The sequence below is a fragment of the Xanthomonas sp. NCPPB 901 genome (assembly GCF_056725085.1).
In genome coordinates this window covers 2,575,034-2,591,070 of the sequence record NZ_CM161511.1, presented here as the reverse complement: position 1 = coordinate 2,591,070, position 16,037 = coordinate 2,575,034, and the positions used below count along the sequence as shown (strand labels likewise).

The 16,037-nt window shown below is 69.0% G+C and carries 15 protein-coding genes; 1 reads left to right on the top strand and 14 read right to left on the bottom strand.

Annotated features, from left to right (window positions below; genetic code table 11):
- Positions 1 to 6: 6 nt before the first annotated feature.
- The 3 genes from fliF to AC1PME_RS10840 all read right to left on the bottom strand — a co-directional run bounded on the left by fliF (position 7) and on the right by AC1PME_RS10840 (position 5,890).
- Positions 7 to 1,725: a flagellar basal-body MS-ring/collar protein FliF gene (fliF, locus tag AC1PME_RS10850; RefSeq protein ID WP_307550583.1), complete on the bottom strand. Its 1,719-nt coding sequence runs from the start codon at positions 1,723 to 1,725 to the stop codon at positions 7 to 9.
- 12 nt (positions 1,726 to 1,737) lie between these two features.
- A complete protein-coding gene (gene fliE, locus AC1PME_RS10845) occupies positions 1,738 to 2,100 on the bottom strand; it encodes a flagellar hook-basal body complex protein FliE (RefSeq protein ID WP_254458052.1) in 363 nt (120 codons plus the stop codon).
- A gap of 265 nt (positions 2,101 to 2,365) precedes the next feature.
- Positions 2,366 to 5,890: a glycosyltransferase gene (locus tag AC1PME_RS10840; protein WP_481095884.1), complete on the bottom strand. Its 3,525-nt coding sequence runs from the start codon at positions 5,888 to 5,890 to the stop codon at positions 2,366 to 2,368.
- A gap of 437 nt (positions 5,891 to 6,327) precedes the next feature.
- Between AC1PME_RS10840 and AC1PME_RS10835 the strand changes: the two genes are divergently transcribed.
- Entirely contained in the window at positions 6,328 to 6,777 is a 450-nt protein-coding gene (locus AC1PME_RS10835) for a hypothetical protein (protein WP_254458051.1), read from the top strand.
- A 160-nt stretch (positions 6,778 to 6,937) separates the two neighbouring features.
- Here AC1PME_RS10835 and AC1PME_RS10830 read toward each other — a convergent pair whose 3' ends face one another.
- The 11 genes from AC1PME_RS10830 to AC1PME_RS10780 form a co-directional block, all read right to left on the bottom strand.
- Positions 6,938 to 7,321: an FkbM family methyltransferase gene (locus tag AC1PME_RS10830; RefSeq protein ID WP_481095883.1), complete on the bottom strand. Its 384-nt coding sequence runs from the start codon at positions 7,319 to 7,321 to the stop codon at positions 6,938 to 6,940.
- A gap of 166 nt (positions 7,322 to 7,487) precedes the next feature.
- Positions 7,488 to 8,105 carry an LbetaH domain-containing protein gene (locus tag AC1PME_RS10825; protein WP_254458049.1) on the bottom strand — a complete coding sequence of 206 codons (618 nt, stop codon included), beginning with the start codon at positions 8,103 to 8,105 and terminating at the stop codon, positions 7,488 to 7,490.
- Positions 8,102 to 9,241, bottom strand: a complete 1,140-nt coding sequence (locus tag AC1PME_RS10820) for an aromatic ring-hydroxylating oxygenase subunit alpha (protein ID WP_481095882.1) — start codon at positions 9,239 to 9,241, stop codon at positions 8,102 to 8,104. The genes AC1PME_RS10825 and AC1PME_RS10820 overlap by 4 nt, the downstream gene beginning before the upstream one ends.
- A 24-nt stretch (positions 9,242 to 9,265) precedes the next feature.
- The gene (locus AC1PME_RS10815) at positions 9,266 to 9,907 is read right to left on the bottom strand and encodes a NeuD/PglB/VioB family sugar acetyltransferase (RefSeq protein ID WP_481095881.1); all 642 of its coding nucleotides are present in this window, start codon (positions 9,905 to 9,907) and stop codon (positions 9,266 to 9,268) included.
- Positions 9,904 to 10,665, bottom strand: coding sequence for an SDR family NAD(P)-dependent oxidoreductase (locus AC1PME_RS10810; protein ID WP_481095880.1), 762 nt, complete (start codon positions 10,663 to 10,665; stop codon positions 9,904 to 9,906). Before AC1PME_RS10810 ends, AC1PME_RS10815 begins: the two co-directional genes overlap by 4 nt.
- 14 nt (positions 10,666 to 10,679) lie before the next feature.
- Positions 10,680 to 11,441: an SDR family NAD(P)-dependent oxidoreductase gene (locus AC1PME_RS10805; RefSeq protein WP_307550574.1), complete on the bottom strand. Its 762-nt coding sequence runs from the start codon at positions 11,439 to 11,441 to the stop codon at positions 10,680 to 10,682.
- A gap of 2 nt (positions 11,442 to 11,443) precedes the next feature.
- Positions 11,444 to 12,484: a ketoacyl-ACP synthase III gene (locus tag AC1PME_RS10800; protein WP_481095879.1), complete on the bottom strand. Its 1,041-nt coding sequence runs from the start codon at positions 12,482 to 12,484 to the stop codon at positions 11,444 to 11,446.
- Between the two features lies 1 nt (position 12,485).
- A complete protein-coding gene (locus AC1PME_RS10795; RefSeq protein WP_254458043.1) occupies positions 12,486 to 12,710 on the bottom strand; it encodes an acyl carrier protein in 225 nt (74 codons plus the stop codon).
- Positions 12,707 to 13,888 (bottom strand): DegT/DnrJ/EryC1/StrS family aminotransferase, encoded by a 1,182-nt coding sequence (locus AC1PME_RS10790; protein ID WP_254458042.1) that lies wholly within the window; start codon positions 13,886 to 13,888, stop codon positions 12,707 to 12,709. Before AC1PME_RS10790 ends, AC1PME_RS10795 begins: the two co-directional genes overlap by 4 nt.
- 276 nt (positions 13,889 to 14,164) lie before the next feature.
- The gene (locus tag AC1PME_RS10785) at positions 14,165 to 15,652 is read right to left on the bottom strand and encodes a sigma-54 dependent transcriptional regulator (RefSeq protein WP_307550570.1); all 1,488 of its coding nucleotides are present in this window, start codon (positions 15,650 to 15,652) and stop codon (positions 14,165 to 14,167) included.
- Complete coding sequence (locus AC1PME_RS10780) at positions 15,649 to 16,032, bottom strand: response regulator (RefSeq protein ID WP_010341669.1); 384 nt, start codon at positions 16,030 to 16,032, stop codon at positions 15,649 to 15,651. The genes AC1PME_RS10785 and AC1PME_RS10780 overlap by 4 nt, the downstream gene beginning before the upstream one ends.
- Between the last annotated feature and the right edge of the window lie 5 nt (positions 16,033 to 16,037).

Sequence of the window (16,037 nt, the reverse complement as noted above, 5' to 3'; positions counted from 1 at the left end):
TTCGCATCAGGCTTCATTGGCGACCCATCCCTTCACGACCTGCGCCACGCGCTTGGAATCCTGTTTGACCGCTTCGCGGGCCTGGCGCAAGCGTTCCTCGTAGGCGTCGGGCAGGGCGATGGCGGGGTTGCCGCCGCCGCTGAGGCTGGCGGTGTCCTCGCCCAGCGACGGCAGCAGCGAGGTGTCGTCGTCGAGCATCGACAGCTTGGCGTCGCGCGGCTCGTTGCCGTCGCGGTCGTGGCCGACCGCCGCCGCCGGCGCGGGACCGGCGATCTGGCGCAGCGCCGGGCGCAGCACGCCGAACAGCAGCGCCAGCACCACCGCCGCACCCAGCACCAGGCGCAGGCCGTTCATCACCCGCGGATCTTCCCACCAACCGGGCTTGTCGGCCGCTTCCGGGGCCGGGCGGACGAACGGAGCGTTCATCACCGAGACGGTATCGCCGCGTTCGGCGTTGAAGCCGACCGCCTGCTTGACCAGGCCTTCGATGCGGGTCAGCTCGGCGGCGCTCAGCGCCTGCTCGGTCATCTTGCCCTTGGCGCCCGGCCGCATCACGTGGTCGACCAGCACCGCCACCGAGACGCGCTTGATCCGTCCGGGCGGCTGCCGGGTGTGCTGCAGGGTGCGGTCCAGCTCGTAGTTGCGGGTGGCGCTCTTGGAGCTTTCGGTCGGCGTCGCGGCGGCGGCCTGCTGGGTGCCGGCAGTGGCACCGGCGGCGGCCGGGGCGCCGGTGGCGCCCGGCTGGCCCGGCGCGCTGCCCGGCGAGTTGCTGGTGGCGCCGGGCGCGCCCTGCGGGCCGGCGGTGCTGGTGCTGCTGTCGCTGACCTGCTCGCTGCGCAGCTTCGGCGGGTCGCCGTTGTACAGCTCGCGCGCTTCCTCGGTCACCGAGAAGTCCATGTCCACGTTCACTTCCGGGTTGACCCGGCCCGGGCCGGTCATCGGCTCCAGCAGTTCGCGGATGCGCTGGTTGTAGGCGCTTTCCTGGCGTCGCACCTGGTCGAACTGGGCGGCGTTGAGCGCGGCGTCGCTGTTGGGGTCGGCGATGGTCAGCATGCGCCCGCTCTGGTCGACCACGGTGACGCGGTCCGGCGCCAGGTCGGGGATGCTGGAGGCGACCATGTTGACGATCGCATCGACCTGGTTGCGTTCCAGGGTGGTGCCGCCGCGCAGCTCCAGCACCACCGAGGCGCTGGCGGCCTCGCGCTGACGAGTGAACGCGCTCGGCTTGGGAATGGCCAGGTGCACCCGCGCCTCGCGCACCGGGCGCAGGCTGGCGATGGTGCGCGCCAGCTCGGTTTCCAGGGCGTGCTGGTAGCGCGCGTTCTCCACGAACTGGCTGACCCCGAAGCCGGGATCCTTCTCCATCACCTCGAAGCCCATGTTGCCGTTGTCGGTCAGGCCGGCGCCGGCCAGCTTCAGCCGCGCGTCGTACAGCTTGTCCTCCGGCACGGTGATCGCGCCGGTGGCCGGGTCCAGCTTGAACGGGATCTGCGCGGTGCGCAGCAGGTCGGTGGCCTCGGCCGTGCCTTTCTCGTCCAGGCCGGTGTACAGCGGGGTGTAGGCGGGCTTCTGCGACCAGAAGAACACGAACAGGCCGGCCGCCACGGCCACCGCGATCATCGCCATCAGGCCGATGCGTCGGGTGATCTGCAGGCTCTGCAGGCGGTCGAACCAGGCGCCCGCCTTCTCGCTGTTGAATGTGTCTTTGCTGATCGCAAGCGCCATCGTCTTCTACCCTTACAGCGGCATGTTCATCACGTCCTGATACGCCTGGACGAGTCGGTTGCGGACTTCCACGGTAGCGCGAAACGCCACCTGGGACTGTTGCGCGGCCAGCATCACCTTGGCCAGGTCGGCGCTGGGGTCGCCCAGTTCGAAGGCCTTGGCGAGCGCGCCGGACTTCTGCTGGGCCTCGTTGACCCCGCCGATCGCGTTGCGCAGGGTCTCGGTGAAGCTCGGGCCCTGCACGCCTTGGTTGCCGGCCAGGCCTTCGATCGCGTTGCTGCGGCCGACATCGCCCACCCGCGTCTGCGCCGCCTGGCCGACCTGGCCCTGGTAGCTGCGGATCTGCGAAAGGATGGAACTGATGGAGTCGCTCATACGGTGAAGTCCCTGCCGGGGGATGGCTTGCCCGTATGCAATGCAAGCAGCGTGCCGAAACCGGATTCAGGCGCCGCGACCGCCGCCGCCGGCGCGCGGGCAGGGCGGCCGACGGGCGGTGTCGGGTTCCCGGCGCCGGCGATGCCGGCGGCGTAGTGGGCCGTCCTTGGCGCGTCGGGCGGTTGACGCCGTGCGCGCCGTCACAGCCGTGGCGACGCCGGCGCAGCCCCCGGCGGCGGTGGCAGCGTCGGGTGGATCGGTCGGGTCAGTCGGGCAGCCAGGCCGCCCGCCATGCCTGCAGGTTGTCTCCCTGCAGCAGCCAGTCGCGGTGCACCGCCGCGCGCAGGGCGGCGCCGGCCGCGGTCCGCGCCGGCGCGTCGGCCAGGTGCGCGCGGATCGCGTTGACCCAGTCGCGGAAGCGGTTCTTGACCAGGGTGACCGGCAGCCCGCCGTCGCGGTAGGGCGGCAGGTCGCTGGCCACCACCGGATAGCCGCAGGCGCCGTACTCGAGCAGGCGCAGGTTGCTCTTGCAGCGGTTGAACAGATTGTCTTCCAGCGGCGCCAGCGCCAGGTCCAGGCCGAGCGCGGCCAACGCCTGCGGATAGCGGGCGAAGTCCACGCCTTCGTGCACCTCGTGCACGTGCCGGCGCAGCCGCTCCGGGCACAGGCCCATGAACACCCAGTGCACCTCGCCGGCCAGGGTCTGCACCACGTCGGCGATCAGCTCCAGGTCGCCGGTGTGGCTGAGCCCGCCGGCCCAGCCGATCCGCGGCTTGGCCGTGGCGGACGCCGCCGGTGCCGTCAGCGCGCCCCACAGCTGCGGCTCCAGCCGGTTGCGCACCACGCGGATGTCGCCATGCAGGCCGGTCAGCGCCTCGGCCAGGTCCGGCGTGGACACGGTGACCCGGTCCACCAGCGCGGCCGCGCGGCGCAAGGACCGCAGCACGTCCTTGGGCATCTGCTCGCGATGCGCGCTCTTCAACGGCAGGTTCGGCAGGTAGTCGTCCAGTTCGTAGACCATGAACGCAGTGCCGAAACGGCGCATGCGCTCGATCCGCGCCAGTTCCGCGTCGCCGACACGGCGTTGCAGCACCACCGCGTCGGCGCCGATGCGCTGCAGTTCCACCGGGTCGAGCAGGCGTGCGTAGTACAGGCCGTCGATCTGCGCGGCCGCGGCCAGCGCCTGGAGTGGCTGGATCACCCGGTACTGGCCGCTGCCGAAGGTGTCGCCCGGATGCGCGAGCACCCGTGGCAGTGGCTTCCACGACAGCGGCTGCCAGGAGAATTCGGACTCGGTCAGCTGGAAGCCGCCGGGCTGATCCAGGCCCAGGCTCGGCGAATAGGCCGGATCCTGGGCCAGCGCCGGCAGCCAGCGCTGCAGCAGGGCCTCGTCGGCCGCCTCGCTGCGCGTGGCCGGGGCCGGCTGCAGCAGCAGCGCCTGCGGTGTCCACACGGTCCAGGCGCCGGCCGCCGCGGCGCGCAGGCACAGGTCCACGTCGGCGCCGCCCTCGGCGAAGCCGGCCGCGTCGAATCCGGACAGGTGCTCGAACAGCGCCCGCCGCACCAGCAGGCAATGCGCCGACACCGCGCTGTAGCGGTGCGCCACCTGCAGCCGGCCCATGTAGCCGGGCTGCGCCATCGCTTCGCCGGCGAAGGCGTGGCCGGCACCGGCCAGCAGGCCCGGCAGCAGGCCGGCATGGGTGATGCGGCCGTCGGCGGACACGCCCTTGGCGCCGACGATGCCGACCTCCGGCCGCTGCGCATGGTTCATCAGCGCGTGCAGCCAGCGATCCTGTACCGCGGCGCTGTCGGCGTCCAGGAACAGCAGGTAGTCGCCCTGCGCCTGGGTGGCGGCGAGGTTGTGCGCCTCGGCCTGGCAGACCCGCTGTTCCAGCGCGAACACGCGGATGCGGCCGTTGCCCAGCTCGGCCACCGCCTGCATCCACGCGGTGATCTCCGGTGCCTGGCTGGCGTTGTCCACCAGCAGCAGCTCGTAGGCCGGGTAGGCGGTCTGTTCGAGCAGGCTGACCACCGCGCGCTGCAGCGCCGGCAGGTTGTCCTGCGCCAGCAGCACGATCGAGACCGGCGGCTGTGCGGGGTGGCCATAGTCGATGTGGAACAGGCCGCTTGGCAGCGGTTCGACCGAGGCCTGCGGATAGCCGCGGGCCTGCAGGTGCGCGGCGATCGCGCGCTGGCGCGCCTGGCTGCCTGCTTCGGTGCTGCCCGGCGCGGCGACCAGCAGCGGTTCCGGCAGGTGCGCGATGCCGTCGCCGCCTTCGCGCAGGAACAGCCGCAGGATCAGCTCCAGTTCGCTGGCGCCGTCGTAGCCCGGGTCGAAGCCGTCCAGCGCCTGCACCGCGGCGCGGCGGAACACCCAGTGGCCGGCCATGGCCAGCGGATTGCCCAGCAGCAGGTCCAGGTCCGGGTCGGGCCGCAGCAGCGGCGCCAGGTGATCCGCGTCCATGGCCAGCCATTCGTCCGCATACAGGGCGTTGCACTGCGGGTGCTGCGCCAGTTCCTGCAGCAGCCGCAGCAGGCCGCCGGCGCAGAAGCGGCTGCCGGCGGCCACGCGCAGGCACCAGTCGCTGGCCGGCGCCGCCTCCAGCGCGGCCTGCAACGCCGCCGCATCGGCCGCGGCCGGCAGCGGCGGCAGGATCTGCACCCGCGGGTCCGGCCACGCGGCGAGCGGCGCATCGCCCAGCACCAGCGCCTGCAGCTGCGCGAACGGCGCGCCCTCCAGCAGCAGGCTGTCCAGGGTCGCCGCCAGCGCGGCGCGGTCGGCACCGCGTGCGTCGACCAGCACGGCCAGCCGCGGCGCGCCGCCCAGGGCGGCCAGGCGCGCGTCGAGCAGCGCGCGCTGCGCCGGCGTCAGCTGCCGTCGCGCTTGCCAGTCGCGCAATGCGCCTTGCACTAGGACGCGGGCGTAGGCGTCCTGGATCGCCTGCAGCAGGTCCACCGGCGCGCCCGGGCCGCCGCCCAGCGGCGTCACCGTGACCTGGCGGACATCGCCATCGCCGCGGTACCAGCCCATCGCGCGCACGCCGTTGCGGAAGTTGGCGTGGCCCTGGTCGCCGATGCCGGGCTGGTCGCGGCCGACCTGGCTGTACTGGTCCTCCGACACCCGGAAGCGGGTCAGCGGCCGCGCCAGCAGCGCCAGGTGGCCGCGGTGCAGCAGCTTGGCGTACAGCGCCAGGTCGCCGACCCAGTTGATCACCTTGCCGGCCAGCGTCATCAGTTCGTCGCCGATCTCCAGCAGGTCGCTGCGCCGGCACAGCACGCAGCTGGGCTCGCCGACGAAGTTGATGGTGTGGTCGGCCAGGAACGACAGCAGCTCCGGCCCGTCCAGCAGCACGTCGCCGGCGAACGGGAAGGCGGTGGCGGGAATGTCCTCCAGCGGCGCACCGTCGCTGTCGATGCGCTGCCGGCGCGAGGAGGCCAGCAGGATGTCCGGCGCGGACTGCATCGCCGCGACCAGCGCGGCCACGCAGTCCGGCGCCAGCACGTCGTCGTCGTGCAGGAACTTCACGTACTCGCCCTGGGCCAGGGCGATGCCGCGCGCGGTGCTGCCGAGTTCGCCCAGGCGGCTGGGATTGCGGTGGTAGCGGATCGGGAACGGGGCGGTGGCGGCGCGGCGCTTCACCACCTCGGCGATCGCCTCGGTGGGGTTGTCGTCGCAGATGACCAGTTCCAGTGCCGGATAGGTCTGGGCCAGCACGCTGTCGAGCGCCTGCTCGAAGTAGCGCAGCTTGTAGGCCGGCATGACCACGCTGACCAGGGGCGGGTGGGGCATGAACGATGGACCGTGTCGAAAGGGGAAATGCCGGGCTCGGCCGCGAGCGACATCGCGGTCGAGCAGAGCGATTTCTGTGTCCTGCAATATGTGTGCCGATGGAAGGGCGCTGCGATAAAGCCCAAGGTGACGGGGCGTGGCCTGCCCTCTGTAGGCGGCTAGAGGGGCGGCATGAACGTGGCTGTCCCGGGGCACTGCCTTCGATAGGCCTTGCAAGCTTGATGCAGGGTCAGCGCAGTATTTGCGTATCGCTCTCTGCAGCGACTTACTTGGCCATGCCGCCGAAGACGAGGATGCAGGCCGTCGCCTCACTTGCCCATAACTGCGTCGAATTCCTGACGGCACAAGGCGAGGTGGCGCGATAGCGAGGCGGACGTCGCACCGTCACTTTTCTTTGTTACGCTGGCGCTGCTTCATCTCAAAACACAGGGGGAAATATGATCAAGCGTAAAGCTTTGGCGTTCATTGCGCTCGCGCTGGCGGCAGGATCCTCGCAAGCGTGGACCTTGGTGTATGGGACGGACGCCAATGGGAATGTTTCGGCAGGCTCGTTGCAAACGCTGCGTACGGCCGTGGACAATGGCGCGGATCTCAAGGTCCTGGTGACGGCACCAAATCAGAATACCCAGCATACCTGGGGCGTTCTTTGCACGAACACCTCCATGAAGCTGGATTCTTCGCAGGCCCTGGTGTGTGTCGGGCACGACGATTATGCGATGAATATCGGCATGGGCAGCCAGTTCGGCGAGCCCAGCAATCCACCCTTTTCGGCCCATTTCGTCATCAATACCTCGGGGGAGTACGCTGAGGCCGATATGAAGCTGGGCACCGGCGAGGTCGTCTCGAAGTCGAAGTACGTCTATCCGATGCGCTGGTACGTGAATTGATAGAGGTTGAAAAGGTATTCCTTCAACATCCTGATTGCTTTGGATTGAGTTGGTGATCAATAGCACTCAGTCGATCACGGTGTAGCACGGCGCGGCGGTAGACCCGTAAGGGCGCCGTCGCGCGATCGGAGCAGATGCGTCGCGCCGATGCGTATCTGCGTCATTCAACGTAGAGCTTGGTGTCGTAGAAGTAGCAAGAATACTTGCGCAGGCGGAGCCTGGCATCCGGCAGGATCCGATCCAATTCGGCGACGATGTCCGGCAGATCGAACGCGTGGTGGTAGCAGGTGATGACCATGTGCGGACGGCAGCGCCCGATCGGCTCGGTGGCGCCACGCAGTACCTGCGGCTCGGCGCCTTCCACGTCCATCTTCAGCAAGGTGCCGCGCTCGACAACGTCGTCCAGGCGCAAGCAATCCACGCGCGCGGTGCGGCTGCCGTCGAGACGGCGTCCCATGATGCTTTGTGCGTCGCACGCCAAGGTGCCGGCGGTGTCGGCGACTGCCGCGTTGTACAGCGTGGTGCGGCCGCCTTCCTCAGCCAATCCCTGTTGCAGAGCGGCATAGTTGGCCGGGTGCAGGCATCCCAGTCTCGCGTAGTGGCGCGTCGTATGCGCTGAATCGGACAAACAGTACGCTGCCACACTGTTGGTGCGGTGCAGCGGGAGCTCGATCGTGATGTGTGCCGCGGGGCGTCGCGCGGCAGGGCGGTCAACGCAGGATGCGGGCGCCGCCTGGCATCAGCGCGTCGTAGAAACAGCGGTCCGGCAGTACGTCCGGCACGGTGCCGGGCAGCAGCCATTCGCTGTGCCGGCCGATGCTGGTACCGCTGCGGGTCATGCTGCCACCGCCCAGGGTGCTGCCCTGGCCGATCTGGGTGCCGCGGCCGAGGTGCACGCCTGCATGCAGGGTAACGCAGACGCCGACGCGCACGTCCTGTTCGACGATCACCTGGCGTTCCAGCCAGCTGCCGGCGCCGATGCTGCTGCCGGCCGCCAGGTTGCAGCCGGGGCCGACATGCACGTTGCCGAGCAGGCGCACGCCGGTATCGACGTGCGCCTGTGGCCAGATCAGGTCGATGCTGCCGTAGCCGGCCAGGCGCACGTCGGCGAGCAGCTTGTGTCGCGACTGATTGATCGCGCGTTCGTCCATGGCAACGAATACGTCGGTCGCGGCGGGCGGGTGGCTGGCATACAGGACCCCCAGGTCGAAGTTGTAGCGGTCAGGCGATTCCAGGGCGATGCCCACGTGGGCCAGGCCGCAGGCCTGCGCGGTGCGTTGCGCCTGTTCCAGCGCATGGCCCTGGCCGATCAGCACCAGCGTCTTCATACCGCTTGCTCCAGCACGTTGGCGCGGTACCACAGGTGCTGGCGCACCAGCTCGGTCTCGTAGTCGCCGTGCGTGAAGGGTAACGAATGCGGACCGATCCCAGCCTGCATGCGTTCCAGCAGTGCCGTGTCTTCCGCGATCACCAATCGCTCAGCCCTGATCAAGCTGCTCAGCAAGGCGGTGAAATCGGTACGCGCGTCTTTGCGGCGCGCGGTCATGACCCACAGGTGATAGTCGGTTTCCCCTGGAGCGACGGGGTCGTACTGCTGCAGCAGGAAGTGGTCGCCGCGCACGCAGCAGAAATTCACATTCGGATAGATGAACCAGTTGTAGTAGGCAGAGTCCGCGCCGTAGCGCTCGCAATGGCGCCGGAACCAGTTGTCCTGCGGCACGATCGCGCCCTTGGCCGCAAAGCTCAAGCGATGCAGCGGCGTGGGAGCGTGCGCGCTCAGGAGTTGCTCGACATCGGAAGGAACATCGGCGGCGCGCTCGATATTGGCTGGTGTCCTGTCCGTCTCTGTCATCAGCGGACCGAAGGTCTTTGGATGGACGAACGGGACATGGTTGTAGTCCTTCACGTTCTCCATGTTGAGCTTCCAGTTGTAGTGCACGCGGTGGCAGCTGTAGGCGATCTGCGAATCCAGATGCGAGGAGGCCGTCGCGACATTTTCTAGGAACGCCGGCGCGAACTGCTCCTCCAGCGCTAGCGGCCGTTCGGCCATGTTCACGAACAGCAGCTCGCCGACCTGCTGCAGATGCAGCTTGGTCAGGCAGATGCCGGCCTTCTCCTCGGCGGTGAACTGGTACAGGCCGGAGTTGGGCAGCCCGCGCAGTTCGCCCTCGGCGCCGAACGACCAGGCGTGGTACGGGCACACCAACGGACGCTTGCCGTGCGACTCGATCTGGATCGCCGATTGCCGGTGCGGGCACTGGTTGAGAAAGGCGCGGATGCCGGCCTCGGTGCGCTGCACCAGCACCGGCACCCCGGCCACCTGGCGCGCGAAGAACTGGTTGCGCTCGCGCACCATGGAGGCGAAGCCGACGAAGATCCACAGCTTGCCGAACAGCCGCTGCTGTTCAAGGCGCAGGCTGTGCGGGCTGGTGTAGTGCTCGGCGTCGAGGGCGTGGCGGGTCATGCGGAGGGCGTCCTGCGCGCGGGGTTAACGGCTGAAGATGGTACGCGCCGGATTCCCGGCGACGGTGACGTTGGGCGGCACGTCGCGGACCACCACGCTGCCGGCGCCGATCACCGCGCCGTCGCCGATCGCGATGCCAGGCAACACGGTGGCGTGCGGATGGATGACCACATCGTTGCCGATGCGCGCGCCGCCGCCGACGAACACGAAGTTGCCGATCTGCACGTAGTCGCCGACGATCACGTCGTGGCCGAGGATGGTGGTGGCGAGGATGGTGACGAACTCGCCGATGCGGCTGTCGGCGCCGATCGACACGCCGACCTCGAACAGGCTGCCGCGGCCGATCGGGGTCTCCGAAGCTTCGCGCAGGCGCGGACGCAGCACCATGAAGTCGGCGCCACGCGCCAGCAGCGGCTGGCTGTAGCGGCGGCGCGCGGCCGGGTCGCCGAGCGCGCACACGAACAGGTCGCCGGGCACCGGCTGGTAGGTGTCCGGGTCGCCGAGCAGCGGCCAACGCAGACCGGGGCCCAGTTCACTGCGGCTGTCGAGGAAGCCCTTGATGTCCCAGGCCTGGCCGTAGCCCGGATCGTCGTTGCAGGCCATCGCCGCGATGCCGCGGCCGAAGCCGCCGGCGCCGACGATCAGCACGTGTTTCGACACGGTCATACGTACTCCACGCCGCCATCCATGCTGAAGGCCTGACCGGTCACCTTGCCGCTGGCTGTCGAAAGAAAATACAGACATGCCAGAGCGACATCCTCGGGAGTGCCGATGCCCAGCGGGTAACGGGCGCGGTTCTCCTCGAGCCAGGCCCTGTCCTCGCTGGTCAGCGGTGTTTCGACCAGACTGGGGCACAGCGCATTGGCGCGGATGTTACGCCGCACCAGTTCCAGTGCCAGCGGGCGCAGGGTGCCGATCAACGCGGCCTTGGAGCCGGCATAGGGGCCGACGCCGACGGTACCGGTGAGCGCGGCGATGGAAGACAGGAAGACGATCGAACTGCCGGGGCGCAGCGACTGCCGCGCCAGCAGATGCCGGGTGAGCATCGTCGGCGCGATGTAGTTGATCGCCATCACCTCGTTGAGGAACGGTTCGCTGACCAGTTTCATCGGCGACAGACCGCGGATGCCGGCGCTGTGGACGATGCCATCGAGTGGACCGCACTCGGCGGCGAGGCGCTGTACGGTGACTGCTTCGCTGAGGTCGCCGGCGAACAGGCGATGGCCATCGCCAGGCAAGGCGTCCAGTACGGCCTGCAGGCGCACCTGATCGCGTCCGGCCACGATCAGGCGCGCACCCGCGCCGGCGCAGGCGTGCGCCACCGCCGCGCCGATCCCCTTGGAGGCGCCGGTCACCAGCACGGTCTTGCCGTCCAGTCCATACAACGCGCGCAGCAGCGCGGAAGGCTCGTCCAACAGCCGCATTGATGTTTCCAGGTTCATAGGCGCATCGGTAGGGAAAGACCGCCGTCGATGGTCAGCGTGCTGCGGGTGATCCAGCGGCTGGCGGCGGACAGCAGATAGACCGCGCCCTTGGCGATATCGTCGGCATCGATGCGTCCCAGCGGCGTCAGGCTGATCTTGTCTTCCATTTTCGCCTTGGCGCCGAGGGCGTCGAGCATCGGTGTATCCACGTAGCCGGGCGCGATGCAGTTGGCACGGATACCGCGTTTGGCCTGTTCCAGGGCCAGCGTGCGTACCGCGGCCTCCAGGGCGGCCTTGGACCCGGCGTAGCCGGCGCTGGCCTGCGGTGCTGCCCGCGCGGTCAGCGCGGAGACGTAGACCAGCGAGGCACCCGAGGCCAGGCGACGTTTGGCCAGCAACTGTTGGGTCAGCGTGAGCGGCGCCAGATAGTTCACCGTCAGCATCTGTTGCAGATGCTGTTCGCTGGCCATGTGGAAGGGCACCAGCGTCGCGATCCCGGCGCACGAGGCCAGCCCATGGTAGTGCTCCGCGGCTTCCAGCAGCCGCGTGCGGGTCGCCTGCTCGGTGAGGTCGCCGTCGATGGCGCGATGCCCGTCGCCGTGCAATGCGTCGGCGACTGCCTGTAGCCGTGTGCGGTCGCGTCCGTTGAGTACCAGGCTGGCGCCGAGGCGTGCGCACAGCGCAGCCACGGCGGCGCCGATGCCCGAGGAGGCACCGGTCACCAGGATGGTCTTGCCTTGCAACCCGAAGGCGTCGGTGGGTGCGGCAGGCGCCATCGTCAGGACTCGATCAGGTCGGGGAACACCGCACCGTCGATATCGACCAGGCAGGTGCCCCAGGACAGGCCGATACCGAAGCCGCACAGCAGCACGCGCTTGCGGCCTTCTTCCAGTTGCTTGTTGATCCGCGCGGTCATGGTCACCGGCAGCGAGGCGCCGCTGGTGTTGCCGAAATCGTGCAGGGTCGATGGCACCTTTTCCGTGGGCAGGCCGAGCTTCTTGCGGATGCTCTCGTTGATCATCCGGTTGGCCTGGTGGAACACGAAGTAGTCGATCTCGTCCTTGGACACGCCGCTGTAGTCGAGCAGCTTCTGCACCGCCGGCGGTACCCGCTGGGTGGAGAAGCTCAGCACCGCCACACCGTCCAGCTGCAGGTCGGTGCCGCGATGCCAGCGATCGTGCTCGTTGGCCCGGTAGGGGATCAGGTGCTGCACCCCGACCGGTTCGCGGTGGCCGCCGACCGGCAGGATGATCGCGCGGTACCCGCTGCCGTCGCTGTTGAGGTCGAAATGCATCGGCGCCGCGTCGGCGCTGAATTCCAGTGCGGTGGCGGTACCCGAGTCGGAGAAGATCGGATCCTCCAGGTTGGCGCTGCGGTCGCCGACCAGCAGCAAGCCCTTCTTGACGCCGCCGGCGGCGATCATCGAGCCGAGCAGGTTGATGCCGAACGGGTAGGCCGAGCAGCCCAGGTTGACGTCGAAGGCCACCGTGGCGTGCGACAGGCCCAGGCGGTCCTGCAGGATGATCGCGGTGGCCGGGATCAGATAGTCCGGCGACTGGGTGACCACGATCAGCGCATCGACCTCTTCGCGCTGCCACTGCAGGCGTTCCAGCAGCACCTGCGCCGCGTCGAAGGCCAGGTCGGAAAAGCATTGCCAGTCCGCGGCCATGCGCCGCGTCTCGATGCCGATGTTGCGCACCAGCCGCTCGCGCTCGGAGCGGATCTGCGGCCGGCAATCGGTGAGATTGGAGACGACGCGCCTGGGCACGCAGGTCGCCATCCCGGCGAAGCGTACGTTGCGCAGCGTGGAGGTCGGCATGCTATGCCTCGGTCAGCTGGTAGAGATCGCCGAGGGTGATCACGGCGGCCAGGTGCTCGCCGGTGATGGTCTTGCCGTACTCCGAGTCGAACATCACGATCACGCCCAGCGCGGCCAGCGAATCCCATTCGGGCAGTTCGCGCAGCACCGTGTCCATGGTCACCGCGACCGGATTCTGGAAATCGGTGGCCGACAGGAAATTCTCGATAAACGTCTCTTGGCTCATGCTGCTGGTTCCACGGGTTGGGCGAAGGAGGAGGGAGGGACGAGGGTGCGACGGGAATCGGACATGGGCATGACGCCGCCCGCCGCGGCGATCAGGTCGACGATGGCGTCCACCTGTTCGGCGGACAGTCCGGGGAAGATCGGCAGGCACAGCACGCGTTCGGCCATCTGCCGCGCCACCGGCAGGCCCGCCGGGGCGGACGAGGGCAGGCCGCGGTACATCGGGAAGTCGCTGATCAACGGGTAGAAATAGCGGCGCACCAGGATGTCGTGGCTGCGCAGCAGCCGGTGCAGTTCGTCGCGGGCCAGCGGGAAAGCGTCCTCGACCAGGATCGGGAACGAGGCGTAGTTGGACAGCGCCGGCGCCCGCGGCGCCAGGCAGCGGATGCCCGGCACCTGCGCCAGGCGCTGCCGGTACTGCGCGTCGATCGCCCCGCGCTGCGCCAGCGCGGCATCGATGTGCTGCAGTTGCAGCAGGCCGAAGGCGGCGTTGATCTCGCTCATCTTGCCGTTGATGCCGGTGGCGACCACCGTGGTCTCGTCGACGAAGCCGAAGTTCTTCAGCCGGCTGATGCGCTGGTAGGTCTTGGCGTCCGGGCAGACGATGGCGCCGCCCTCGAAGGTGTTGAACACCTTGGTGGCGTGGAAGCTGAGCACGCTGAGGTCGCCATGGCGCAGGATCGAGCCGCCGGCGTCCTTGACCCCGAACGCATGCGCGGCGTCGTAGATGACCTTGAGGTTGTAGGTGTCGGCGATGCGCTCGATCGCGGCGCTGTCGCAGGGCGTGCCGTAGCAGTGCACCGGCATGATCGCGGTGGTGTGCGGGGTGATCGCCGCCTCGATCTTGAGCGGATCCAGGTTCATGGTCTGCGGATCGATGTCCACGAACACCGGCTTGATCCCGCGCCACAGCAGCGAGTGCGCGGTGGCGACGAACGAGTACGGCGTGGTGATCACCTCGCCGGTGATGCGCAGCGCCTGCAGCGCGGTCAGCAGCGCCAGGGTGCCGTTGGTCAGCAGCGCCAGGTGGTTGACCCCCAGGTACTCGGCCAGCGCCTTCTCCAGCGCACGGTGCATGTCGCCGCCGTTGGTCAGGATGCGGCTGCGCCAGATCTGTTCCAGGTAGGGGACGAACGCCTCCAGGGGCGGCAGCAGCGGACTGGTGACGGGGATGGCCATGGAACCTGCCTGGCGACGGGTGGAAGTCCCCGGTGCGGAACGCCCCGCCCGGTGCTGTGGAAACGTGAAGCAAGCCACATGCCAAACGCGCTGTCCACTGTCGGCGTGGCCGAACGGCAGGCGCTGTCGGCGAGGCGTGGCCGTCGTCGCCGCGAATGCGCGCAGCGCGCCAGCGCCCGCGTGGATCCGGCACGCAAGGCAAAAGGAGGGAAGGAGATGACGTCCAGCGGCACACCGTGCCGCCGGGTGCGACCGCACCCGGCGCCGTGTGTCGGCTCAGCTCGCCAGTTCGGTCTGGTCGCGGTCGATGCCGTACTTGCGCAGTTTCTCGACCAGGGTGGTGCGCCGCAGGCCCAGCAGCTGCGCCGCATGCGCGACCACGCCCTGGGTGCGCTCCAGCGCCTCGTTGATCAGCGCCAGCTCGATGTTGGCCATGTGCCCGCGCAGGTCCAGGCCGCTTTCCGGCAGCGTCGCCGCGGCCGGCGCTGGCGTCTCCGCGTCCGCGCCGCCCGGCTTGCCGCCGACATGCAGGTCCACCACGTTGGGCACCCGCCGCGGATCGGCCGCGATCGGCGCCGGCGGCGCCGACACGTCGATGGACGAGGCGAAGTCGCCGCGGTAGCGGGCCGGCAGGTCCTGTACCCGCACCAGGGCGCCCGGATGCAGCACCGCCAGGCGCTCGACCAGGTTCGTCAGCTCGCGCACGTTGCCCGGCCACTCGTAGCTGCGCAGCGCCTGCAACGCCTCCTCGGAGAAGCGCACTTCGCCGCGCCCGGTGCGCGCCAGCTGCGCGGCGATGGTGTGCACCAGCGCCGGCAGGTCGTCGCTGCGTTCGCGCAGCGCCGGCATCTCGATCGGGAACACGTTGAGCCGGTAGAACAGGTCCTCGCGGAACTGGTTGCCGGCGATGCGTTCTTCCAGGTTGCGGTGGGTGGCGGCGATCACCCGCACGTTGCAGCGGATGGTGACGTTGCCGCCGACCCGCTCGAAGCTGCGTTCTTGCAGCACCCGCAACAGCTTGACCTGCATCGGCAGGCTCATGTCGCCGATCTCGTCGAGCAGCAGGGTGCCGCCCTCGGCCATCTCGAAACGGCCCTTGCGCGCGCTCAGCGCGCCGGTGAACGAGCCCTTCTCGTGGCCGAACAGTTCGCTCTCCAGCAGATCCGGCGGGATCGCGCCGCAGTTGATCGCCACGAACGGACCGTCGCGGCGCGGCGACTGCTGGTGGATCGCCCGCGCCACCACTTCCTTGCCGGTGCCGGACTCGCCCAGCACCAGCACGGTGGTGTCGAATGCGGCGACCTGGTCGATCAGCCGGCGCAGGCGGGTCACCGCCGCGCTGGTGCCGGTCGGGCCGTTGTCCTGCGCGGCGCCGGCCTGGTGCTCGGCGTCCAGCCGCTTGAGGCTGGCGCGGCGCAGCAGCGTTTCCAACTGGGCGTGGCGCAGCGGCGCCTCCAGCTGCCACACGTTGGCCTCGTGCAGGCCGTGGCGCTGCGCGAACGCCTGCGCGTCGCCGTTGAGCAGCAGCACCGGCGGCGGCAGCGAACTGCGCGCCACCCAGCCGAAGAAGGCATCGGCCTGGTCCTGATCGTCGAGCCCGCCGACCAGGATCGCCATCCACTCGGTCTGCCGGTGCCGGCCGGGCTGCACGTCGGCGACGTCGGTGACCCAGCGCGGGTTGAGGTCCATGAATTCGAGCAGGCTCACGGTCCGCTCGGCGCGCACCGCGTCGTCATCGATCACCAGGATCCGCGATTCGCTCATGCCGGCACTCCTTCGGTCCGCAGCCCCTCCAGGATCGGCATCACTTCCTGGATGTAGGACAGCTTGCTGACGAAGTTGTCGGCGCCGGCGCGCATGGCGTGCTCGCGGTGCTCGGCATCGTCGAAATGGCTGGCGATCACGATATAGGGCGCCTGGTCCTGGGTCTTGATCAGGCGCGTGGCCTGCAGGCCGCCCATCTCGGGCATCGCCAGGTCCATCAGCACCACCTGCGGGCGCAGCGACTCGGAGCGCTCGATGGCTTCCAGGCCGTTGGCGGCGCTGCCGATCACTTCCATCCAGTCGAGCTTGCGGAAGTGGCGCATGGCGGCGTTGATGAAACCTTCGTGGTCGTCGACCAGAAGTACGGACAGTTTGTTCATATGCG